Origin of the sequence: Streptomyces sp. NPDC060064 (assembly GCF_042736455.1) — a bacterium.
Taxonomy (GTDB): Bacteria; Actinomycetota; Actinomycetes; order Streptomycetales; family Streptomycetaceae; genus Streptomyces.
On sequence record NZ_JBHWWF010000001.1, the window covers coordinates 428,085 to 450,152 of the forward strand.

General features: G+C 70.3%; 20 protein-coding genes, 1 tRNA gene and 1 pseudogene. 6 read left to right on the forward strand and 16 right to left on the reverse strand.

The genetic code is table 11. The features are described from left to right. Positions 1–82: 82 nt before the first annotated feature. Both ACFWDI_RS02050 and ACFWDI_RS02055 read right to left on the reverse strand, forming a co-directional pair. Positions 83–2,629, reverse strand: coding sequence for an ABC transporter permease (locus ACFWDI_RS02050; protein WP_385300764.1), 2,547 nt, complete (start codon positions 2,627–2,629; stop codon positions 83–85). Between the two features lie 51 nt (positions 2,630–2,680). Further along, positions 2,681–3,451, reverse strand: a complete 771-nt coding sequence (locus tag ACFWDI_RS02055) for an ABC transporter ATP-binding protein (protein ID WP_327324044.1) — start codon at positions 3,449–3,451, stop codon at positions 2,681–2,683. Between the two features lie 351 nt (positions 3,452–3,802). Here ACFWDI_RS02055 and ACFWDI_RS02060 point away from each other — a divergent pair. Together ACFWDI_RS02060 and ACFWDI_RS02065 are read left to right on the forward strand one after the other, a co-directional pair. Next, a tRNA-Leu gene (locus tag ACFWDI_RS02060) sits at positions 3,803–3,885 on the forward strand. A gap of 166 nt (positions 3,886–4,051) precedes the next feature. Further along, positions 4,052–4,942 carry a Bax inhibitor-1/YccA family protein gene (locus ACFWDI_RS02065; protein ID WP_385300765.1) on the forward strand — a complete coding sequence of 297 codons (891 nt, stop codon included), beginning with the start codon at positions 4,052–4,054 and terminating at the stop codon, positions 4,940–4,942. Positions 4,943–5,022: 80 nt separating this feature from the next. Here the strand turns inward: ACFWDI_RS02065 and ACFWDI_RS02070 are convergent, their stop codons facing one another. Beyond that, on the reverse strand, positions 5,023–5,253 hold the full coding sequence (locus tag ACFWDI_RS02070; RefSeq protein ID WP_327324042.1) for a DUF4287 domain-containing protein: 231 nt from the start codon (positions 5,251–5,253) through the stop codon (positions 5,023–5,025). Between the two features lie 99 nt (positions 5,254–5,352). Between ACFWDI_RS02070 and ACFWDI_RS02075 the strand changes: the two genes are divergently transcribed. Beyond that, positions 5,353–5,679 carry a hypothetical protein gene (locus ACFWDI_RS02075; protein ID WP_385300766.1) on the forward strand — a complete coding sequence of 109 codons (327 nt, stop codon included), beginning with the start codon at positions 5,353–5,355 and terminating at the stop codon, positions 5,677–5,679. A 67-nt stretch (positions 5,680–5,746) separates the two neighbouring features. Here the strand turns inward: ACFWDI_RS02075 and ACFWDI_RS02080 are convergent, their stop codons facing one another. From ACFWDI_RS02080 to ACFWDI_RS02090, 3 genes are all read right to left on the reverse strand, one after another. Continuing rightward, positions 5,747–6,571, reverse strand: coding sequence for a hypothetical protein (locus tag ACFWDI_RS02080; RefSeq protein WP_385300768.1), 825 nt, complete (start codon positions 6,569–6,571; stop codon positions 5,747–5,749). Between the two features lie 224 nt (positions 6,572–6,795). Then, the gene (locus ACFWDI_RS02085; protein ID WP_385300769.1) at positions 6,796–8,016 is read right to left on the reverse strand and encodes an acetyl-CoA C-acetyltransferase; all 1,221 of its coding nucleotides are present in this window, start codon (positions 8,014–8,016) and stop codon (positions 6,796–6,798) included. A 111-nt stretch (positions 8,017–8,127) separates the two neighbouring features. Continuing rightward, complete coding sequence (locus ACFWDI_RS02090) at positions 8,128–9,192, reverse strand: SGNH/GDSL hydrolase family protein (protein ID WP_385300770.1); 1,065 nt, start codon at positions 9,190–9,192, stop codon at positions 8,128–8,130. 162 nt (positions 9,193–9,354) lie between these two features. On the opposite strand from ACFWDI_RS02090, the gene ACFWDI_RS02095 reads away from it, so the two are divergent. Next, a complete protein-coding gene (locus ACFWDI_RS02095) occupies positions 9,355–10,743 on the forward strand; it encodes a cystathionine beta-synthase (RefSeq protein ID WP_385300771.1) in 1,389 nt (462 codons plus the stop codon). Between the two features lie 370 nt (positions 10,744–11,113). On the opposite strand, the gene ACFWDI_RS02100 is transcribed toward ACFWDI_RS02095, so the two are convergent. The 5 genes and pseudogenes from ACFWDI_RS02100 to ACFWDI_RS02120 all read right to left on the reverse strand — a co-directional run. Further along, positions 11,114–11,533, reverse strand: coding sequence for a hypothetical protein (locus ACFWDI_RS02100; RefSeq protein WP_327324029.1), 420 nt, complete (start codon positions 11,531–11,533; stop codon positions 11,114–11,116). A 161-nt stretch (positions 11,534–11,694) separates the two neighbouring features. Beyond that, a complete protein-coding gene (locus ACFWDI_RS02105; protein WP_385300773.1) occupies positions 11,695–12,630 on the reverse strand; it encodes an ABC transporter substrate-binding protein in 936 nt (311 codons plus the stop codon). A 12-nt stretch (positions 12,631–12,642) separates the two neighbouring features. After that, entirely contained in the window at positions 12,643–13,308 is a 666-nt protein-coding gene (locus ACFWDI_RS02110; protein WP_362682556.1) for an ABC transporter permease, read from the reverse strand. A gap of 4 nt (positions 13,309–13,312) precedes the next feature. After that, positions 13,313–13,957 (reverse strand): ABC transporter permease, encoded by a 645-nt coding sequence (locus ACFWDI_RS02115; protein WP_385300774.1) that lies wholly within the window; start codon positions 13,955–13,957, stop codon positions 13,313–13,315. A 353-nt stretch (positions 13,958–14,310) separates the two neighbouring features. Next, positions 14,311–15,402 (reverse strand): annotated as a pseudogene (locus tag ACFWDI_RS02120) (ABC transporter ATP-binding protein); the annotation flags it as partial. 141 nt (positions 15,403–15,543) lie between these two features. On the opposite strand from ACFWDI_RS02120, the gene ACFWDI_RS02125 reads away from it, so the two are divergent. After that, entirely contained in the window at positions 15,544–17,058 is a 1,515-nt protein-coding gene (locus ACFWDI_RS02125; protein ID WP_385300834.1) for an aromatic amino acid ammonia-lyase, read from the forward strand. Continuing rightward, positions 17,055–17,891 (forward strand): MurR/RpiR family transcriptional regulator, encoded by an 837-nt coding sequence (locus ACFWDI_RS02130; protein ID WP_362682568.1) that lies wholly within the window; start codon positions 17,055–17,057, stop codon positions 17,889–17,891. The genes ACFWDI_RS02125 and ACFWDI_RS02130 overlap by 4 nt, the downstream gene beginning before the upstream one ends. Positions 17,892–17,976: 85 nt before the next feature. Here the strand turns inward: ACFWDI_RS02130 and ACFWDI_RS02135 are convergent, their stop codons facing one another. The 5 genes from ACFWDI_RS02135 to ACFWDI_RS02155 all read right to left on the reverse strand — a co-directional run bounded on the left by ACFWDI_RS02135 (position 17,977) and on the right by ACFWDI_RS02155 (position 21,892). Then, entirely contained in the window at positions 17,977–18,351 is a 375-nt protein-coding gene (locus ACFWDI_RS02135; protein ID WP_385300776.1) for a hypothetical protein, read from the reverse strand. A gap of 178 nt (positions 18,352–18,529) precedes the next feature. Next, positions 18,530–19,921, reverse strand: a complete 1,392-nt coding sequence (iscB, locus tag ACFWDI_RS02140; RefSeq protein ID WP_385300777.1) for an RNA-guided endonuclease IscB — start codon at positions 19,919–19,921, stop codon at positions 18,530–18,532. Between the two features lie 234 nt (positions 19,922–20,155). Continuing rightward, a complete protein-coding gene (locus ACFWDI_RS02145) occupies positions 20,156–20,584 on the reverse strand; it encodes a roadblock/LC7 domain-containing protein (RefSeq protein WP_362682574.1) in 429 nt (142 codons plus the stop codon). A 37-nt stretch (positions 20,585–20,621) separates the two neighbouring features. Continuing rightward, complete coding sequence (locus tag ACFWDI_RS02150; protein ID WP_385300778.1) at positions 20,622–21,437, reverse strand: transcriptional regulator; 816 nt, start codon at positions 21,435–21,437, stop codon at positions 20,622–20,624. A 17-nt stretch (positions 21,438–21,454) separates the two neighbouring features. After that, the gene (locus ACFWDI_RS02155) at positions 21,455–21,892 is read right to left on the reverse strand and encodes a hypothetical protein (protein ID WP_385300779.1); all 438 of its coding nucleotides are present in this window, start codon (positions 21,890–21,892) and stop codon (positions 21,455–21,457) included. Positions 21,893–22,068 lie beyond the last annotated feature (176 nt).

Here is a 22,068-nt window from a genome sequence, read left to right on the forward strand (position 1 = left end):
TCCGGGCGCAAGCGCAAGGGCCCCGCAAGCGCAAGGGCCCCGCGACCTGCACAGGTCGCGGGGCCCTTGCGGCGTACAGGACCTACTCGGTCTTGATCGCCGTCAGCATGTTCAGCTTCGCGGCACTGCGCGCCGGCCACAGCGCGGCCAGCACCCCGACCACACCGGCGAGCAGCAGGAAGATCCCGATCCGGTCCCACGGCATGACCAGCGCGTACCCGGGGATCTGCTTCCTGATCGTCTCGCCGATCGCCCAGGCCAGGAAGGACCCGAGCCCGACCCCGATCACCGCGCCGAAGACCGAGATCACCACCGCCTCCAGGCGGATCATGCGCTTGACCTTGCGGCGGTCCAGGCCGATCGCCCGCAGCATGCCGATCTCCTGCTGACGCTCGAAGACGGACATCGCGAGGGTGTTGATGACGCCGAGGACCGCGATGATCAGGGCCATCGCCAGCAGTCCGTACATGATGTTCAGCAGGGTGTTGATCATGCCGCCGAACTTGTTCCGGATGTCCTGCTGGTCCATGACGCTCATCGCCGGGCTGTTACCCAGCGCGTCCACCAGCGCCTGCTCGTTGGCCTTGGTCGGGCCGCCGTCCATCTTCACCCAGATCTCGGGGATGTACGGCTTCGCCTCGTACGGAGCGACGATGTCCGTGGACACCAGCACCGGCGAGAGGAACTCGTTGTCTGTGTAGACCGCGCCGACCGTCAGGTTCTTCGTCTCGGCCTTGCCGCCGTCATGGTCGTCGCCGAACTTCACCGACAGCGAGTCACCGGGCTTCCAGCCGTTGGACTTGGCGGTCTTCTCGGCGACCGCGATCTGGCCCTTGCCGAGGGTGGCCAGGGAGCCGGAGACCGTCTTGAGGTCGAAGACCTTCTCCACGTCCCCGGGAGTGACCGCGGAGACCGAGTGCCATTCGCCCTTGATCTCCAGCGAGGTGGCCTGCTGCGGGGAGACCGCGCTGACACCCTTGGCCTTCTCCAGCGCGGTCAGCGCCGACTTGTCCAGCGCACCGCCGCCGGCCATCGTCACCATGTAGTCGGCCCTGATGTTGTCCGTGGTGATCTTGTCCACGGCACGGCCCATCGTGACGCCGAGCACCGAGAGGCCGGTGACCAGAGTCAGACCGATGGCCAGCGCCGAGGCGGTGGCTCCGGTACGGCGCGGATTGCGGACCGCGTTCTGGCCGGCCAGCTTGCCGGACACTCCGAACACCCGGTGCAGCAGCGGACGCGCCAGCGCGATCACGGGACGGGACAGCAGCGGAATCAGCACGATGATGCCGATCATCGTCAGGAACGCGCCGCCCGCGATGAGCATCCGGCCGTCCTTGCCGACCGCCGCGCCGCCGAGGATCCCGGCCGCGCCGAGCAGCGTGATCAGACCGCCGATGGAGTTCCGTACGACCAGCGACTTGGTGGTCGCCACCGCGTGCACGCTGCTCATCGCCGCCACCGGCGGGATCTTCGCGGCCCGGCGGGCGGGCAGCCACGCGGCGAGCACGGTGACCAGCACACCGACCGCGAGGGCGGAAGCGATCGCGGTGGGCGAGATGATCAGCGGACCCGCCGGCACCTTCGCACCGAAGGAGGTCATCGCGGAACGCAGCCCGGTCGCCAGCCCGATGCCGAGGACGAAGCCGATCACGGAGGCGAGTGCGCCGACGACCAGCGCCTCGAGCATCACCGAGCGCTTGACCTGGCGGCGCGAGGCGCCGACGGCGCGCATCAGCGCCAGCTCCCTGGTGCGCTGGGCGACCAGCATGGTGAAGGTGTTGGCGATCAGGAAGACGCCGACGAAGAGCGCGATGGCCGCGAAGGCGAGCAGCGTCGTGTTGAGGTTGCTGAGGCCTTCCTCGATCTCCCGGGCCTGGTCGTCGGCGAGCTGCTTGCCGGTCTGCGCCTCGGCGTCCTTGGGCAGCAGCGGCTTGACCGTGTCCAGGATCTTCTGGTCGGAGGCTCCGGCCGCTGCGGTGACGGTGACGTCCTTGAAGTAGCCGGGCTGCAGATACAGCTTCTGCGCGACCGGGGTGTCGAAGAGAACCAGGCTGCCGCCTGCGTTGACGGCGCCGTCCTCGGTGGTGAAGACACCCGAGAGGGTGTACTCCTTCACCGGGCCGTTGGTCGCGACCCGCACGATGTCCCCGACCTCGTACTTGCCCTTGGTGGCGGAGTCCTGGTCGAGAGCGATCTGACTGTCCTTCACCGGGCCCGAGCCGTCGGTGAAGGTGTACTGGGCGTCCTTGCCGTCCTTGCCGGGGGCGAAGTTCGCACCGGTGTTGGACCAGCCGTTGCCGATCAGCTTGCCGTCCTGGTCGGCGACGCCGGCGAAGCCGGAGACCCGCCCGGTGGCGCCGGCGACCCCGTCCAGACCCCGGATCCTCTCCAGGGTCTTGGTGTCGATCCCGGCGTTCTTCTTGCCGTCGGTCTGGCCGGCGTACGTGGTGACGGCGACCGCGACGTCGTCGTAGCTCTTGGCCGACTGCTTGCGGTAGGCGTTGCCGAGGGTGTCGGTGAAGACCAGGGTGCCGGAGACGAAGGCCACGCCGAGCATTACGGCGAGTACGGTCATCAGCAGTCTGGCCTTGTGCGCAAGCACATTGCGCAGGGCGGTACGGAACATGTCTGAGTCAGTCCTGGTGTGAGAGCCGGAGGTCTACGGGTCAGCGGTCGTTCAGCTGGTCCGGCCCCTGGCGTCGAACTCCTTCATCCGGTCGAGGACGCCGTCCGCGGTGGGGTGCAGCATCTCGTCGACGATCCGGCCGTCGGCCAGGAAGATCACCCGGTCGGCGTAGGAGGCGGCCACCGGGTCGTGCGTGACCATGACGACGGTCTGCCCCATCTCGCGTACGGAGTTGCGCAGGAAGCCCAGCACCTCCGCGCCGGAGCGCGAGTCCAGGTTTCCGGTCGGCTCGTCACCGAAGATGATCTCCGGCTGGGAGGCCAGGGCGCGGGCGACGGCGACGCGCTGCTGCTGGCCGCCCGAGAGCTCGGTGGGGCGGTGGCTGAGCCGGTCCTGCAGGCCCACCATGTCGATGACTCGCTGCAGCCACTGCTTGTCCGGCTTGCGGCCCGCGATGTCCATCGGGAGGGTGATGTTCTCCAGACCGGTCAGCGTCGGCAGCAGGTTGAACGCCTGGAAGATGAAGCCGATCTTGTCCCGGCGCAGCTGGGTCAGCTGCTTGTCCTTGAGCGACCCGAGCTCGGTCTCACCGATCCGTACGGACCCGGAGCTGAAGCTGTCCAGGCCGGCCACGCAGTGCATCAGCGTGGACTTGCCGGAGCCGGACGGCCCCATGATCGCGGTGAACTCCGCCTGCCGGAAGTCCACGGTGACCCGGTCCAGCGCGACCACCTGGGTCTCGCCCTGTCCGTACACCTTGGACAGTTCCGTGGCGCGGGCGGCCACTGCGGTGGCGCGGTGAGCGATGGGGGTGGTGGTCACGAGGGAGGCTCCTGTCGAGGTGGTTGAGGGGACCACCCCATCCTGTCCGCCGCCCGGCCGCGGATCGTCCGTCCGGATGCCCGTTCCCAGGGCCCACTTGGGTCGGACCGCACGGCCCGTTCCTCCTCCTTTGGTATGACGGCGTCCCTGAGACGCGAGGAGGCGACTTTCCGTCATTCCCGTGATGGCGTGAGGGCGGCCGGCGGCCGTGCGGTGCGGGTACGAATGCCCCCTTACCTGCACTGACGCACCCTCAGAAGCCAATAAAATAAGACAACATCGGGCCACAGGGCCCGCAGACCGGTAGATCCACCCGGATAGGCTCAGGGGCCGAAGCGGACCGCACGCCTTGCCCGGATGGTGGAATGCAGACACGGCGAGCTTAAACCTCGCTGCCCCTCGGGGGCGTGCCGGTTCAAGTCCGGCTCCGGGCACTTCATCGCCCCTTCCACCTGCAGCTGACCGCCCCGCCGGGGCGCCGTCCTGGATGCGGGTCCGGTCACGATCCTGGAAAGATCCTCCCCGAGCACTAGAGTGTTGCTTTTGCCTTCGCATTACTCTTGTCGTCAAGGCCGCGCAGGGTGGCCATGGAGGAGTGAAATGAGGAGCAGTAACCCGGTCTTCTCGCGACGGGGGTTCAGCCGCGACAACGGCTACGCGGGTTTCAACGCGCAGCAGCCGCAGGCCGGGGGCCCCGCCGTAGGAACCAACCCCTACGCCCAGGGCGCGGGCAACCCGTACGCGACCAACCCTTACGCACCGGCGGACGCGCAGTACGGCGCCGGCCCGCAGGCTCCTGCCCGCGCCAATGTGATGACCATCGACGACGTCGTGGCGCGTACCGCCATGACGCTCGGCACGGTCGTCCTCACCGCGGTGCTCGCCTGGGTCGCGCTGCCGGTCGACGAAGCCAATATCGGCAAGTCGTACGGCATCGCGATCGGCGCGGCCCTGGTGGCCATGGTCCTTTCGCTCATCCAGGCGTTCAAGCGCAAGCCGGTCCCGGCGCTCATCCTGGCGTACGCGGCCTTCGAGGGTGTCTTCCTCGGAGTGATCTCCAGCGCCGTCAGCACCTACATCGGCCCGGGCACGGTGGTGCAGGCCGTCATGGGCACCATGTGTGTCTTCGTCGGTGTGCTCATCGCGTACAAGACCCGGCTGATCCGGGTCAACCGCCGCTTCTACGGCTTCGTGATGGCAGCTGCCATGGGCTTCATGCTGCTCATGGCCGTGAACCTGCTGTTCGCCCTGTTCGGCGGCGGTGACGGCCTCGGCTTCCGCAGCGGTGGCCTCGGCATCCTCTTCGGTGTCATCGGCATCATCCTCGGCGCGTGCTTCCTGGCCCTCGACTTCAAGCAGGTCGAGGACGGGGTCACGTACGGCGCTCCGCGCGAGGAGTCCTGGCTGGCGGCCTTCGGCCTCACCATGACCCTGGTGTGGATCTACCTGGAGATGCTGCGACTGCTGTCGATCCTCCAGGGCGACGACTGACGCAGTCGGCTGTAGTCGTGCGAAGGGCCCGCAGGCAACCGCCTGTGGGCCCTTCGGCGGTTTCGGCACACCTGGAGCGGCTAGAGCAGTTTGCGCGCTGCCCGCCTCAGGTCGTACTCATGGATGATCGCTTTGGCGTGTCCGTAGGCGAGGTCGTGCTCGCTCCGGAGCCAGCTGACCTTCTCCTCGAAGCGGAAGAGGGACGGGCCTTCGTCGACGGTGCGGAGCCAGTCGGAGATTTCACGACCGGTGCAATGGGGGATTCGCGAGAGCAGATTTCGATGGGTCTCTTCGGAGAAGACTTGGGACATCGGCGCCTCCGGACGCGTTGCGCGTGTGCTCCTTCCCGCCACCGTGCCTGAGCGCTCGCGTATTGGCAACAGGCCGGGGGCGGCGCGTAGGGTCGCGGCGTGTTTGATACCACTGAGCTCACGGCCGTCGTGGACCGCTTCGCCGACCGGTTGCGGGCCGCGCCGCAGAGCCGGCTGCAGCGTGGTGCGGCCGCTGAAGGGCTGGCGCTGGCCAGGGAATTGGCGCTGCGGGCCCAGCGGATCGAGGCGCAGGACAGGGCGCCGCGGATCATGCCCGACGCGGGTCCGTTCGCGGTTGCGGATCAACTGATGGTGGCCGGGCGGGATTTGGCCGAGGCATTGCGAGCGGCCCCGTCCGGATCCCTGGAGGAGGTCGACGAGGCCGTGAGTCTGGTGCGGGCGGCGATGGGCCGGGCGGGGCTGTAAGCCCGGGCCTGGCGTGAGGGGGGCCGGGCTGTAGCCCGTGGGGCCGGGCCGGCACCCGTGGGGCGGGCTAGAGCGACGCGATCACGCGGTCCGCGAGGATGTACACGCTCTCCTCGCCGCACGCGAAGGTCAGGGCGTACGCGCCGGAGACACCGGAGCCGCCCAGCAGCACCGGGCTGTCCCCCGCGCGCAGCGCCTCGGCGAGCCGCTCCGCCGTCTCCCGGTGGCCGGGGGTCAGACAGAGCGTCGTGCCGTCGGCGAAGGCATAGACATCGAGTGTGCCGAGCGGGCCGGGGCGTACGTCCGTGAGCTCCGTACCCGTCTCCGCGAGCTGCTCGAGGCGGGCCACGGTGCGCTCGTGGTCGGTGACCACGGGGGTCTGGACCGGCACGAAGTCGGGGTGCGAGGGATGGCGGCGGCGGGCGGCGGCCAGCTCGGGGGAGTCCTCGGCGAACTCCGTCACCTCGGGCAGGTCCGCCATGTCGTCGAAGGCCTCGACCGCGTCGAAGTCCATCGCCTCCAGACCCACGAAATCGGACTGGCGCGGGACGTAGAACGGGAGCTCCTCGCCGGGGGCGGCCAGGCCACCGAGCAGCGAGGGGGCGTCCGCCGCGTCGCGGGTCTCCTGCGCGGCCCAGAAGGCGCGCGCCTCGGCCAGCTCGCGCTCCCGCTCCTCGGCGAGCGCCTCCGCGACGGCGGCGCGTATCTCGGCGGCGGGGGTGGCGCGGGCCTGCGGTACGACCGCGAGGCGGCCGGTGCCGTGCGTCCTGGCCAGCTCGTTGCGCAGGGCGGTGACCTGCTTGCGCAGACGGTAGGCGGCGTGCAGGGCAGCGGCGCCCACGGCCGTGGCGGTGGCCGCGGTCAGCAGCAGGGCAAGAGGCATGGCGCTCACTGACGTACTCCCTGTTTCATCGATCCCCCCGACTTCCTACATCAGCTTGCGGTGAACCCGCTCGTCCTGTCAGTGCATTACGTCACGAATTGGACAGAAGTTTGGCCCCGGTGTTTAGCAGGAAAACCACTCTGACCTGGGGAAATGGCTCTCCCCCAGGGCATAGGTCACATCCTGGGGGAGATTCAGTCACGACTTGAGCTCCGAAGGGCCCGAGAAGTGCGTCAGCTCAGGCGCTCGATGACCATCGCCATGCCCTGACCGCCGCCCACGCACATGGTCTCCAGACCGAACTGCTTGTCGTGGAACTGCAGGCTGTTGATGAGCGTGCCGGTGATCCGCGCACCCGTCATACCGAAGGGGTGGCCGACGGCGATGGCGCCACCGTTGACATTGACCTTGTCCACGTCCAGGCCGAGGTCCCGGTAGGACGGGATGACCTGGGCCGCGAAGGCTTCGTTGATCTCGGCCAGGTCGATGTCGTCGATGGTCAGGCCGGCGCGCTTGAGCGCCTGCTTGGAGGCCTCGACCGGGCCGTAGCCCATGATCTCGGGGGAGAGGCCGGAAACGCCGGTGGAGACGATCCGGGCCAGCGGGGTCAGGCCGAGCTCGCGCGCCTTGGTGTCGCTCATGATCACGAGCGCGGCGGCGCCGTCGTTGAGCGGGCAGCAGTTGGCGGCGGTGACGAAGCCGTCGGGGCGGAAGACCGGCTTCAGGCCCTGCACGCCCTCCAGGGTGACGCCCGCACGCGGGCCGTCGTCCTTGGAGACGACCGTGCCGTCCGGGGTCGTGACCGGGGTGATCTCGCGCTCCCAGAAGCCGTTCTTGAGGGCTTCCTCGGCGAGGTTCTGGGACCGTACGCCGAACTCGTCCATGTCCTGGCGGGTGACGCCCTTGAGGCGCGCCAGGTTCTCGGCGGTCTGGCCCATGGCGATGTACGCGTCCGGGACCAGGCCGTCCTCGCGCGGGTCGTGCCAGTCGGCGGCGCCGTTCTCGGCGACGGCGGCGGTGCGGGCCTCGGCCTCGGCGAAGAGCGGGTTGTGTGTGTCCGGCAGGCTGTCGGAGTTGCCCTTCACGAAGCGGGACACCATCTCGACACCGGCCGAGATGAAGACATCGCCCTCGCCGGCCTTGATGGCGTGCAGCGCCATGCGGGAGGTCTGGAGCGAGGAGGAACAGTAGCGGGTGACGGTGCAGCCGGGGAGGTGGTCCATCCCCATCTGCACGGCGATGATCCGGCCGAGGTTGTGGCCCTGCTCACCGCCGGGCAGGCCGCAGCCGAGCATCAGGTCGTCGATGTCCTTGGGGTCGAGCTCGGGGACCTTGGCGAGCGCGGTCTGGATGATCGTGGCGGTCAGATCGTCGGCGCGCAGATCCTTCAGGGAGCCCTTGAAGGCCCGGCCGATGGGGGAGCGGGCAGCAGAGACGATCACGGCTTCGGGCATCACGGCTCCAGGAGGGCGAGAGTACGCAGGACTGACTGGGAAGTTACCCGTACGTATCGCTTAGGTCACCGTGCGAGCCGTGTGATGCGGGCCTCTTTTCTAAGCGTCCGCTCAGTCCGGACGTTCCCGTGCCCGGTTGTGACCGGTTGCGCCCGGTGTGCCACCGGACGTTCCCGTGCCCGTGCACGCCTGGTGCGCCTCCGACGCTGCCGGCTCCGTCGTCGGCGAAGGTGCCGGAAGGCGCCGGCGCCTGCGGTGCTTGAGCAGTGCCCAGGGCGCCCTCGCGGCCGTGACCTCCGTGCCCGCCTCCGCCGCCGCGGTCGCCGCCGCCCTGGCCACGGGCAGCACGCCTTCGTTGCGGTCCGCCTCCGGGTGGTCCGACTCCGGCCACAGCCCCAGCACCGCGCAGAGCGTCGGCAGCATCGCCATCGCCGCCGTCGCGTACCCCTCCGCCGACGGGTGGTAGTTGTCCGCGCCGAACATCTCGCGCGGATTCGCCGCGAACTCCGGACCCAGCAGATCGCCCAGCGAGACCGTACGGCCGCCCTGCTCCACCACCACGATCGTCTGGGCCGCGGCCAGCTGCCGCGAGACCCGGCGGGCCAGCCAGCGCAGCGGCTGGTACACCGGCTCGATCGTGCCCAGATCAGGGCATGTGCCGACCACCACCTCCGCGCCCGCCGTACGCAGCCTGCGCACCGCGGAGGACAGATACCGGACAGACCGCGTGGGTGGCATCCGGTGCGTGACGTCATTTGCGCCAATCATGATCACGCAGACGTCGGGCGTACGGGTCCGGTCCGCCAGCAGCAGCGTGACCTGGCGCTCCAGATCGTCCGACATCGCGCCCGGAAGCGCGATATTGAGCACCTCCACCGGCCGCTCCGCCACCGCCGCCAGGCCCGACGCGAGCAGCGCCCCCGGCGTCTGACCGGCCCGGCGCACGCCCTGCCCCGCCGCCGTCGAGTCGCCGAGTACCACCAGGAACAGCGGATCGGTGCGCCCGAAAGCCAGCCCGTACATGCCGTCCCCGTGCGGCGGGACCGGGGCCTTGCCCCCGCCCACCGAACGCTTCGCCAGCTGCACCTCGGCCAGCACCACCCCTACGGCCGCCGCCCCGAGCAGCCCGATGCTGCCGCCGCCGTAGGCCGCACCTGCGGCGATGCGTCGTGCCACCCTCGCCCTCGACACGGTCCGAGCCACCTCCTCGTAGCCACCTCGTGGCCGTACGTCAGCCAACGGCAGTCATCAGCTAACTGCCCCGTAGCTACCGTCGCCCAATCCCGTGCTCGTCGGCTTACGCTGGCCGCACCACTACGGAGATCCCGGAGAAACATTGTGCGCATCCACCACTCGATGATCAGTCTTGTCGGCAATACCCCGCTGGTGAAGCTGAACAGCGTGACCGCAGGCATCCAGGCGACCGTCCTGGCCAAGGTCGAGTACTTCAACCCCGGCGGCTCGGTGAAGGACCGGATCGCCCTGCGCATGATCGAGGCGGCCGAGCAGAGCGGCGCGCTGCAGCCCGGCGGCACGATCGTCGAGCCGACCAGCGGAAACACCGGTGTCGGACTTGCCATCGTGGCCCAGCAGAAGGGCTACAAGTGCATCTTCGTCTGCCCGGACAAGGTATCCACGGACAAGATCAATGTGCTCCGTGCGTACGGCGCCGAGGTCGTCGTCTGCCCGACGGCCGTCGACCCCGAGCACCCCGACTCGTACTACAACGTCTCGGACCGGCTGGTGCGGGAGACTCCGGGCGCCTGGAAGCCCGACCAGTACTCCAACCCCAACAACCCCCGCTCGCACTACGAGACCACCGGTCCTGAGCTCTGGGACCAGACGGACGGGCGGATCACCCACTTCGTCGCGGGCGTGGGCACCGGCGGCACCATTTCCGGGACCGGCCGCTACCTCAAGGAGGTCAGCGACGGGAAGGTCATGGTCATCGGCGCGGATCCGGAGGGCTCCGTGTACTCCGGCGGCTCCGGCCGGCCGTACCTCGTCGAGGGTGTCGGCGAGGACTTCTGGCCGAGTGCGTACGACCGGACGGTGACCGACGAGATCGTCGCCGTCTCCGACAAGGACTCCTTCCAGATGACGCGCCGCCTCGCCAAGGAGGAGGGGCTGCTCGTCGGCGGCTCGTGCGGCATGGCGGTGGTCGCCGCGCTGCGCGTGGCCGAGCGGCTCGGCCCCGACGATGTCGTGGTCGTCCTGCTGCCGGACAGCGGCCGCGGCTACCTCAGCAAGATCTTCAACGACGAGTGGATGGCCGACTACGGCTTCCTGGAGGGCGAGGGCCCGTCCGCGAGCGTCAACGACGTGCTCAAGGACAAGGAGGGCGGCAAGATCCCGAGCCTGGTGCACATGCACCCGGAGGAGACCGTCGGCGAGGCGATCGAGGTGCTGCGGGAGTACGGCGTCTCGCAGATGCCGATCGTGAAGCCGGGAGCGGGACACCCGGACGTGATGGCCGCGGAGGTCATCGGCTCCGTCGTCGAACGGGAGCTGCTGGACGCGCTGTTCACGCAGCGCGCCTCGCTGACCGACCCGCTGGAGAAGCACATGTCCTCGCCGCTGCCGCAGGTCGGCTCGGGCGAGCCGGTCGGCGACCTGATGAAGGTGCTCGGCGAGGCCGACGCGGCGATCGTGCTGGTCGAGGGGAAGCCGACCGGTGTGGTGAGCCGTCAGGACCTGCTGGCGTTCCTGGCGAAGGGCGGCAACTAGCGGCGGAAACGTGCGCGTTTTCCGTCGCGGCCGGTCCGGGGGCAACCTCCCGGACCTCCCGGCCGCGAAAAAGGTACGAGCGCGTCACGTTCACGCAGCACCCGCTTAACACGCGTCCGGCACAGTGGTGGATGTCGGCAGGGCGACCGGGCAGGTAACCCGGCCGACACCCACAGCGGCGTCTAGGACCTCCGGAGCGGCTCCCGGACCTCCCAAGACGCCCTGGACGCGGAGACCGGCCCTGACCCGGGACCGTGTCCCACGCGGGGACCGCCGTCGTCCCGCCCTCCGGTTCGCCGGGGGTGCGGCGGTCCCCGCCAAGACTTTTTGCCGGCCCCGTGGCCGAGCCGGTCCGGCCCCGGGGCATGTCCTAGTCCTCCCAGTCGGACTTCTCGCGCTGCTGCCGGCGGAACCACGGCCAGCCCCTGGCCGCGTGGACCGCGTTCACGCCGACGATGCCGAGCCAGGTCACCACCAGGCCCTCGAGGTTGGCGTTCACCACGCCGATCGCCGAGAGCGGGATGGCCAGGATCATCGAGACGATGCCGAAGCCGAAGCGCTCCCCGAAATTCGACTCCGAGGAGTGCGGCGGGCGGGCGCCACGGGCGACCACCATCTGCTGCTCGGCGAGCTGGCGGCGGACACGGCGGTCCACCGTGCCGTCGAGCCGCTGCTCGACCTTCTCCAGGAACGATTCGACGAGTGCGGACTCGTACTCCTCCCCCAGCTCACGGCGGGCGTGCAGGGTGGCGTCGAGCTCCTTTTTGAGCTCAGGGTCGCGGGCTTCCATAGTCGTTCACGCTACGTGCGACCGGCCGTCGCGTCAGTGGGGTTAGCCCCACTGTTTTCCCCTGGGGGTACCTGGGGGGCGGTCCTGCCCGGGGCGGTCCTGCCCCCCACCCGGTCGGGAGTTGCTCCCGCCCCCGGGTGGGGACAGCCGGTACGGGCGCCCTACTTCTTGGTGAGGCCGTGCTGCTTCGCCCAGTCGTTCGCCACGTCTTCAGGGTCCTTCTTGTCCTTGTCGACCAGCCGGTTGAGCTCGGTCAGCTGCTCCGTCGTCAGTACGGCGCCGAGCCGGGCCAGCGCCTTGCGGACGGTGGAGTCGGCCTTGCGGTCGGCGATCAGCGGGACGACATGCTGGCCGGGCACGAGGTTCTTCGGGTCGGCCAGCACCACCCAGCCCTCATCGGCGATGTCGGTGTCGGTGGTGAACAGGTTGGCGACATCCACGTCGCCCTTCTTCAGCGCGCCCTTGACCAGCGGCCCGGAGGAGTCCAGCGACTTGAACTCCTTGAATTCCACGCCGTATTCGTCCTTCAGACCGATGACGCCGACCACCCGCTTCTTGACCTCGGGCGCGGCTCCGATGACGAGCTTGCCGTTCTGCTTGGCGAGGTCGGCGAGGGTTTTCAGGCCGTACTTGCCGGCGGTCTCGCGGGTGACGGCGAAGGCGTCGGAGTCCTCGGCCATGCCGTACGGGAGGATCTGCAGACCCTTGGGGAGCGCGACGGCGAGGGCGTTCTGCATCTCGCCCTCCTCGGTGGCCTTCGCCTTCGGGTCGAGGTAGTGCAGCAGCGCGCCCTGGTACTCGGGCAGCAGATCGATGTCGCCGCCCTTGAGGGCGGGGATGAGGATCTCGCGGGTGCCGAGGTTGGGGCGGACCTTGGTTTTCACGCCGGCGGCCTCGAGGGCTGCGGCGTACAGGTAGCCGAGTATCTGGTTCTCCGTGAAGTTGGCGGTGCCGATGGTGATGCCGCCGGCGCTGGAGCCCCCGCCGCCCGAAGTGGTGCCCTCGCCTTCGAGGGTGGTGATGCCGCTGCTGCAGGCGGCGAGCGCGGGGACGGAGGCCGCGGCGAACAGGCCGCCGAGGAGGGTACGTCGGTTCATGGCTGGGGCTCCTCAGGCTGTACGGCGGTGTCGGAACAGGGCGCGCTGGAGTGCGGCGAGGGCGAGGTCGAGTACGACGGCGACCACCGCGACGAGTACGGCTCCGCCCAGTACCTGGACGAGGTCGCGCTGGGCGAGGCCGTCGAAGACGTACCGGCCGAGGCCGCCGAAGCTGACGTACGCGGCGATGGTGGCCGTCGCCACGACCTGGATCAGCGCGAGCCGCAGCCCGGTCATGATCAGTGGCAGCGCGAGCGGGATCTCGACCTGGAGCAGGACCTGGTGGCCGCGCATGCCCTGGCCGCGGGCGGCGTCCTTCACCTCCGGGTCGACGGCGCTCATACCGGCGTAGGTGTTGGTGACGATCGACGGCACGGCCAGGGCGACCAGCGCGACGTACACCGGGGTCATGGACAGGCCACTGGCGAGGAACACCAGGACGACGAGACCGACGGTGGGCAGGGCCCGGCCGAAGGACGAGAGGTTGATGGCGAGGAACGCGCCGCGGCCGGTGTGCCCGATGAGCAGACCGACAGGCAGTGCGATCACGGCGGCGATCAGGGTCGCGAGCAGCGAGTACTGGAGGTGCTCGGCGAGGCGATGGGCGATGCCGTCGCTGCCGGACCACTGGGCGCCGCTGGTCAGCCAGGAGCCGAGGTCCTTGAAGAGTTCGTACATGTCGTCAGGCCCTCTGCTTCCGTGTCCAGGGGGTGAGGACGTACTGGACGGCGACCAGCAGCGCGTCGGCGACCAGCGCGAGGAGGAGGGTGAGGACGACACCGACGACCACGGGGGTGGGGAAGTTGCGCTGGAAGCCGTCGGTGAAGAGCTGGCCGAGGCCGCCGTCGCCGATGTACGTGGCCACGCTGACGAGCGAGATCGACATGACGGTGGCGATGCGTACGCCCGCCATGATCACGGGCAGCGCGAGAGGCAGCTCGACGGTGAGCAGCGTGCGCAGGGGACGGGTGCCCATCGCCTTGGCGGCCTCCTTGGTCCTGGCCGGTACGGAGTCGAGGCCCTCGACGGTGTTCCGCAGCAGGACGACGAGTGTGTAGATCGTCAGGCCGATGACGGTCGTGGTGCGGGTCAGCCCGGAGACCGGGAGGAGCAGCACGAAGACGGCGATGGAGGGGATGGTGAACAGGACGTTCGACAGCCCGAGGAGGAAGCCGCGCAGAGGGCGGACCCGGTGGGCGAGGACGGCCAGGGGGAGTGAGATGAGCAGCCCGAACAGCACGGCGGTCAGGGCGGCTTGGAGGTGCGAGAGGGTGAGGGTGGTGAGATCGCCCGTGTGGTCGGATACCCACGACCAGTCGATGGTCATGAGGTGCCGCCCTTGGGGGTGGCGGGTGTGGTGCCGGGCGCCGCGTCGGTGGCGGCGGTGCCGGGGTGCGTGCCTGCGGCGGTTGTGTCCGTGTCTGCGGTGCCGGGGTGCGTGCCTGCGGCGGTTGTGTCCGTGTCTGCGCCGCCGGGGTGCGTGCCTGCGGCGGTTGTGTCCGCGCCCGCGGCGCCGGGCTGCGTGTCCGCGGCCTTTGCGCCCGCAGCCGTTGGCTCCGCGCCCGCAGCCGTAGCGCCTGCGCCGCCGGGGTGCGTGCCTGCGGCTGTTGCGTCCGTGTCTGCGGTGCCGGGGTGCGTGCCTGCGGTCGTAGCGTCCGCGCCCGCGGCCGCCGGGTGCCTCGACGCCGCGACGTGGAACTCGCCCGCGCGGGCGTGGATGACGTCCCGTGACGTAACCCCGGTCAGAATGCCGTCCGCGTCGACCCGGGCCACCAGGCCCGCGGGGGAGGCAACCGACTCGTTGAGCGCCGAGAGCAGTGAGTCGCCGTCGCCCAGTGGTCGTACGGGGAGCAGCCGCGCGTCCTCCGCCGTCCCCCGCGCGGGTAGCGCATCCGTGTCGAGCCAGCCCTGTGGCCGGCCCTTCGCCGAGACGACGAGCAGCCAGCGGCCGTCCGCGTTCGCCGAAGCCACCGGCTCGTCGGCCCGTATCGCGGCTGCCCGCTGCTGCGGCACGTCCGCCAGAGTCGACAGCGACAGCAGCTTCAACCCCCGCTCCGCGCCGAGGAAGTCCGCCACGAAGTCGTCCGCCGGGCGAGCCAGCAGCTCCGCCGGGGAGGCGCACTGGACCAGATGGCCACCCGTACGGAACACGGCTATCCGGTCGCCGAGCCGGACCGCCTCGTCGATGTCGTGCGTGACGAAGACGATCGTCTTGCTCAACTCCTGCTGCAGTCGCAGCAGTTCGTCCTGGAGCTGGGTGCGGACGACCGGGTCGACCGCGCCGAACGGCTCGTCCATCAGCAGCACCGGAGGGTCTGCCGCCAGCGCGCGGGCCACGCCGACGCGCTGCTGCTGGCCGCCGGAGAGCTGGTGCGGGTAGCGCCTGCCGGCGTCGGCCGGCAGGCCGACCGTCTCGAGCAGCTCCGCCGCGCGGGCGCGGGCCTTGCGCCGGCCCCAGCCCAGCAGCAGCGGCACCGTCGCGATGTTGTCGAGGATCGTGCGGTGCGGAAAGAGGCCGGACTGCTGGATGACGTATCCGATGGAGCGGCGCAGCTCCGCCGCGTCCTGCGTCAGGACGTCCTTGCCGCCTACGTGGATGGTGCCGGAGGTCGGATCGACCATCCGGTTGATCATGCGGAGCGTGGTGGTCTTACCGCATCCGGAGGAGCCGACCAGGACGGTGATACCGCCTTGGTTCATCTCCAGGGTGAGGTCGTGGACTGCCGTGGTGCCGTTGGGGAAGCGCTTGTTCACTGCTTCGAATTTGATCATCAGTCGTCCCTTGCCCGGCCTGCATATCGTCATGCAGAGTTCTCGGTGTCTGAATAAAATGTCAATGCCCCGGGGTAAATCACTGGTTACGGATGCTCGGGGAGCAGGACAAGCCGTCCGAAAGGGAGGGGTTTGCGCGTGATGTCGTCCCACATGGTGGACTCGCCCACCGGCATCGTGGTCCTCGACGGACAGAGCCTCCCGGTCGCGGACATCGTCCGACTGGCCGATGGCGCGGCCCGTCCCGTACCCGGATCCGAAGCGGTCAAGCGCGTCGAGATCTCCTGGGACGCCGCGCGGGAGCTCGCCGCCTCGGGCCGGGTGTACGGGCGCTCCACCGGCGTCGGTGCCAACCGGAACGAGGATGTACCGACCGACGCCGCCGCCGACCACGGGCTGCGGCTGCTGCGCTCGCACGCCGGCGCGATCGGCGATCCGCTGCCGGCCCGACAGGTCCGCGCCATGCTCGCCGTACGGGCCAACCAGCTGCTCGCGGGCGGTGCCGGGCTGCGGCCCGGCATCGTCACCGCGCTCTGCGAGGCGCTGGAGAGCGGTGCGTATCCCGTCGTCAACGAGTTCGGCTCGGTCGGCACCGGCGATATCGCGGCCCTGGCCCAGCTGGGCCTCGCGCTGGCCGGTGAGCACCCCTGGGAGGGCGGCCCGCCGCCCGAGGCGCAGGCCCTCGACAACAACGACGCCCTGGCCCTGATCAGCTCCAACGCCCTCACCCTCGGGCAGGCCGCGCTCGCCCTGGACGAGCTGCGCGCCCTCGTCTCGGCCACCGAGCTGGTCGCCGCGCTTTCGCTGCTCGCGGTCGACGGCTCCTACGAGGCGTACGCCGAACCCGTGCACGCGGCCCGCCCGCACCCCGGCACGTACGCCGTCGCCACCAGGATGCGGCGGCTGCTCGGTGCGCCCGAGCGGCCCACGCCGCCGCTCGGCCGGATCCAGGATCCGTACGGATTCCGCTGTCTGCCGCAGATCCACGGGCCCGCCCAGGACGCGGCGGACGCGCTGGAGCGGACCCTCGCCGTCGAGATCAACGCGGCCGCCGAGAACCCGCTGATCCGTGCGTCCGACATGGCGGCGTACCACCACGGCGGCTTCTACATGGCCCAACTGGCCCTGGACCTGGACCACTTCAGGCTCGCCATAACCCAGACCGCGCGGCTGTCCACCTCCCGGCTCTCCGCCCTGAACGAGCCCGCCTTCACCCGGCTGCGGCCCTTCCTCGCGGACGCGGAGGCGGCGAGCTCCGGCGTGATGATCCTCGAGTACGCGGCCGGCGCGGCCCTCGGTGATCTGCGGGCTTTTTCCGCCCCCGCCTCGCTCGGCCACGCGGTACTGTCCCGAGGCGTCGAGGAGCAGGCCAGCTTCGCCTCGCTCGCGGCGCGCCAGACACTGCGGGCGGGTGGCGCGTACCGGCTCGTCGTCGGCTGCGAACTCGTCGCCGCGGTACGGGCGTTGCGCCAGCGCGGGCTGCGGCCCGATCCGGAGCTCCCGGTGGGCAGGGCCTTCGAGCTGGCCGAGACCGTACTGGACGACGAGCTCGCCGACCGGCCGCTGACCGATGATGTGACGGGGGCGGCGGCGCTGCTCGACCGGTTCACGGATCTGATGACGGAGACGACCGACCTGATGAGGGGGATGGCATGAGCGACAGCCCTGCCGCACGGCTGCAGCAGCTCTTCGAGGGGCACCGGCTCACCCCCACCCAGCGGCGTATCGCACACAGCATGGTGCGCCGGGCGGCCGATGCGCCGTTCCTGTCCAGCGTGGAGCTCGCCGAACTGGCGGGGGTCAGCCAGCCGTCCGTCACCCGCTTCGCCGTCGCGCTGGGCTTCGACGGCTATCCGGCGCTGCGCAAGTATCTGCGGGAGGTCGCGCCCGAGGAGAGCGAGGCCGGGAAGGACACGTACAACGAGTACCAGCAGGCGGTGCAGGCCGAGATCGAGAACCTGCGCCATCTGGCCGAACTGCTCGCCGACCCGGCCCCGGTCGAGCGCGCGGGCCGGCTGCTCGCCGCGTCCCGCCCGCTCCCGGTGCTCGGTCTGCGCGCCGCGTCCTCGCAGGCCCGTGGCTTCGCGTACTTCGCGGCCAAGGTGCATCCGGACGTGCGCCTGCTCGACGAGGGCGGCACGCTGCTCGCCGACCGCATCGACGCGGCCCGCCGGGCGGGTGCGAGCGCGCTGCTCTGCTTCGCGCTGCCGCGCCACCCCAAGGAGGTCGTGGAGGCGCTGGCGTACGCGCGCTCGGCGGGCCTGAAGGTGGTGACGGTCGCGGACTCGGCGTTCGCACCGGTGGCGCGCCACAGCGACCTGCTGATCCCGGCGGCGGTGGGCACGGGCCTGGCCTTCGACACGGCGTGCGCGCCGATGCTGCTGGGACGGGTGCTGCTGGAGGCGATGTGCGACGACCTGCCGGACGCGCAGGCGCGCCTGGAGGAGTTCGACACAAGAGCGGCGGCGCGGGGACTGTTCGTGGAGTAACGGGGCACCGCCGCGGACCCCGATCCCCAGTCGCCGGCGGGGCTCCATGCGGAGCCCCGCCGATGACTGAGGACACCAGAGGCGGTCAGACCTCCAGCTCGGCCTCGATCTTCCTCAACTGGTGCCTGGCCATGGCGAGGTTCGCCCGGTCCTTGTCGAGCGCCAGATAGAGGAACAGACCGTTGGCCCCGCGGCCCTTCATCAGCCGGATCAGGTGGTACTGGGAGCCGAGCGTGATCAGGATGTCCTCGATCGAGTCCTTGAGCCCGAGCTGCTCCATGGTGCGCACCTTGGCGCGCACCACATCGGTGTTGCCCGCCGCGGCGACCGACAGGTCCAGGTCCTTTCCGCCGCCGACAGTGCCGAGGGCCATTCCGCTGCTGTAGTCGACGAGCGCGGCGCCGAGGGCGCCCTCGATGACAGTGATGGCTTCCTTGAGGGCGCTTTCGGTAGTGGCCATGAGATGCGCACTTCCTTTCCGTCTGCTGGGTGTTCGTGATGGTGTGTCGGTCATCAGATGTCCTTCGTGGATACCCCGGCTGTCAGGCCGGGGAGGAAACGAAGCTCTTGCGGAGCAGGGCAGCGGGTAGGTGATTCGCCGCCAGGCGGACCGCCGTCGTATGAACCTCGGCTTTGGCTCAAGGCGTTGCTTCTTCGGGTTGGCGGGCGTAGGCGTATCCGTCGGCCCGCTGGAGTAGACGGAAGCGCTTGTGCCGGGCCGTGTAGAGGCCGCTCGCGGTACGGACGGCGAAGTTCCCGGAGGAGCGGACCGCGACCCGGCCGGTGTGGGTGCCCGCGTTCTTCCCCGACGGGACGACGGCGCGGACGAGGTCGCCGGTGGCGAAGCCGAAGAATTGCTTCTGCCGTGGCAGGCGCAGGCGGGGGAAGCCGTGCTTGTCGGTGCGGGTGCGGGCGTACTGGCCGCGCCCGGTGGATCCGACGACCAGCACGGTGCGGGGCACGGTGGTGACGGTGTCGAGGGTGCCGACGGCCAGGGCATCGAGGGTGTGGGTCTTGGGCAGGCCGGTGCGGGTGCGGTTCCACTTGGTGCGGCCGCCGGAGGCGGTGTGGGTGGGGAACCGCGTGTCCAGGGCCCGCCACAAGGCCCACCGGGTGGCGTTGACAGCGGCGGCATCCCTCAGCGGGGCCTTCGCTCGTTTCAGAATCTCGGCAGCGCGCTTGGGTGTGAACTCCTCGACGGGCCGACTGCCCTTGGCCTGGTTGCAGGGGATGCACGCCAGGACCAGGTTCGAGACCCGGTCGGATCCGCCCCGGCTGCGGGGGTGGACATGGTCGGTGTTCAGCGGCACACCCGTCGCGCCGCAGTAGATGCAGGCGCGGCCGAACTTCGCGAGGAGGTACTCGCGGATCTCCATGCCGTGCAGGGTGCCGTGCTGGTACTCGGCGCCCTCCAGCGGCTTCCCGGCGCTGATGGCGTGGGTGTCGAACGCGACCCGCTCGACGTGCACGGCCTTGACGGGTGCCCAGCGGGCGAGACGGTCCATCCATGAGGTGGTGGTGTTAACGCGGTGGCGCAGGCTCGGCGGTAGCCATTTCTTCGGGCGGGTGCGGTTGAGGAAACGGGGGGCGCGGTAGCGCAGGTTCCGGCTGCGGCGGCCCCGCCGGCAGGCGGCGCGCTGCTCCAGCTTTTTGCGGATCGTGGCGCCTCGGTGGTCGAGCTGGATGCTGTACCGGCCCCGGCGCTCCCCGGTGACGGTGGTGAAGACGGCGATGCCGGTGTGCTTGCTGCCGGGGTCGATACCGATCTCGACACCGTCGACCTCCGAGTGGGTGGCGGTGCGGTCCTTCAGGCGAATCACGAACGGTGTGTGCCGGGCCACGACTGCCCGGCCGGATGCCAGGAGCCTGCGGGCCCTGGCCGGGGTGGTGGGCTGGAGCGGGGTGCCGTGCTTGTCCAGGACGAACACGGCGGGGTCGGCCTCACGGCCGGACTCCCGGACCTGGTGGTCCGGGGTGACGCCACCGGCAGCAGGCACGCTGCTGGTGGTCTCCCCTCGCACATGTTCCACGCCGGGTGCCTTGCGGCGTCCGAGCCCCGTTTCGTCCCTGATCCCGGGGTTGTCTGCTGACTCGAATTCCAGGGCCAACTGCTGAGGAAGCACAGGTGGGTGGGTCTTCTGTCCTGCGTGGAACGTAGCCAACTTGGGTCACCTCCCATGGGTGTTGGCTGGTGCTGGTAATGGCGGGCTCTCAGCCGGCCGGGCTGAAAGCCCCCGCCCTCAGGCGGGGGATCCCGTTACGGATCAGGTGTTCTCCGGTCGTTCGAGTGCGCCGTCGACCAGCTCGCCGATGCGGGCGCCGGAGCGGCGGGCCTCGAGGTGGAGCCGTCCCACGTTGATGCGTGGCTCGGCCAGGAGGGTGAGGACGGCCGAGGAACCCGCCGCGTAGGTCGCGACGTATCCCCGCTCGCCCTTGACCAGCAGCTCGCGGAAGCCCCCCTGCCCGGTGGCCTCGGTCAGCCGCAGTGCGACGCCGAGGGCGGCGGCGGTCAGTGCGGCGACGCTCTCCGCTTCCGCGGTGTCTGCCGCCAGCGCGAGGCCGTCGGTGCTGGCGGCGAGTGCGCCGGTCACCTGCGGCACACGCACGCGCAGCTTCTTCAGTTCAGCGAGCACGTCGGCCTCGGCCGTCATGAGCTGTCTCCTCTCGGCGCGCAGCCTCAGCGCGCGTCTCATGACGGTGCGCAATGGACCTGGTGTACGGAGCGGTGCGTCACAGGTTTGCCTCCAGGGCGTCGCGGAGCCGGCGGAGCAGGGCGGAGTCCAGGACGGACGGGGGCTCGGCGGTGTCGCGAAAGGCAGCGCGCTCGCGGGGCACCGCGGTCTCGGGAATGGCGGCGGGCTCGCTGGGCGCCGCGGTCTCGGGAATGGCGGCGGGCTCGCTGGGCGCGGAGGACCCGGCGGGCGTCGCGATGAGCCCCTCGGCGGCCAGCCTGCGCACCTCGATCAGGGTGTTGAAGGCGGGGCGTCCCAGTTCGCGGGCGACCACGGCCGGCGTACGTACGCCGTCGGCGAGGTCCAGCAGCGACTGCCGGCGGGGCCCGACCGCCCGTCCCGCGGTGTGCGGGCAGCGCACCAGAGGCGCGGTGTCGACCGCGGGGTAGGGCCATACGGAGTCCAGCAGCCGGCTGCGGCGCTGGGCCTCGCGTTCGACGACCCGGGTGGGCACCGGCCGCACCCGGCCGATCCAGTGGACGACGCCGTAGCGGAAGCGGGTCGGACCACTGGCGGGCGCCAGGGCGAAGAAGGCGGCGTCGAACAGCGCGCCGAGATGGCAGATCTCCAGCTCGCCGCCCGCCACTTGGCCGCTGTCGACGAGGAAGCGGGCGACCTCGCCGCGCGAGCCGGCCCGCGCGACCGCGTCCGCCCAGCTGCCGGGCTCCAGCCGGCCGCGCGCGGTCAGCAGGACGTCGAGTCCGGGCGCGTCGGGGCTCTCGGCGTGGACGACCTGGCCGTCGGCCAGATAGAGGGCGCCGTGGTCGCGTACCAGCACACCGGTGGCGCGCTCGTCCGCGAGTCTGACGAGCATCGGGGAGACGGCCGCTCTCATCCGAGCACCAGCCTTTCGGCGAGGTTCTGGAGGCGCAGCCGGGCCAGTGCGAGATTGCCCAGGTCCCGGTCGAGCCACAGATGCAGGAACACGCTGCTGTCGAAGGTGGTCTCCACGAAACGCACCACGTGATAGCCGGTGCGGGTGGTGACGATGAGGTCCTCGACGGGCGGCCCCTCGGCCTTCCCCTCAGCCTCGCCTTCCCGGCCCGGGCCATCACTCCCGTACGCCGTGGGCTCCTTGGGCGCGAACGTCGTGTACTCGGTGGCCATCCTGGCCAGTTCGGCCGTCTCCGCGGCGGTGGCCTCGTGGTCGCTGCCCGGCGACTCACCGACCGCGCCGAGCGCGAGCCCGCTGATCCAGTCCACGATGGATGCTCCGCGCGCGCCCGGCACCAGCATGGCTTCCAGCAGACACTCGTCGATTCCGGGCACGCGGATTCCCCTCTCCGCCACGGCGCGCCGCGCGCACTGATGTGCGGCAGTGACGGAGAAGTTACGCAACGTTGCTGCTGCTGGGGGGAGTTGGGGCATTTTCCATCGGAACATGCCCCTGGCCCGCTAAGGTCCGCGGACATCGCCCGTTTCCGATGTTTTGAGACCGGGCCGTC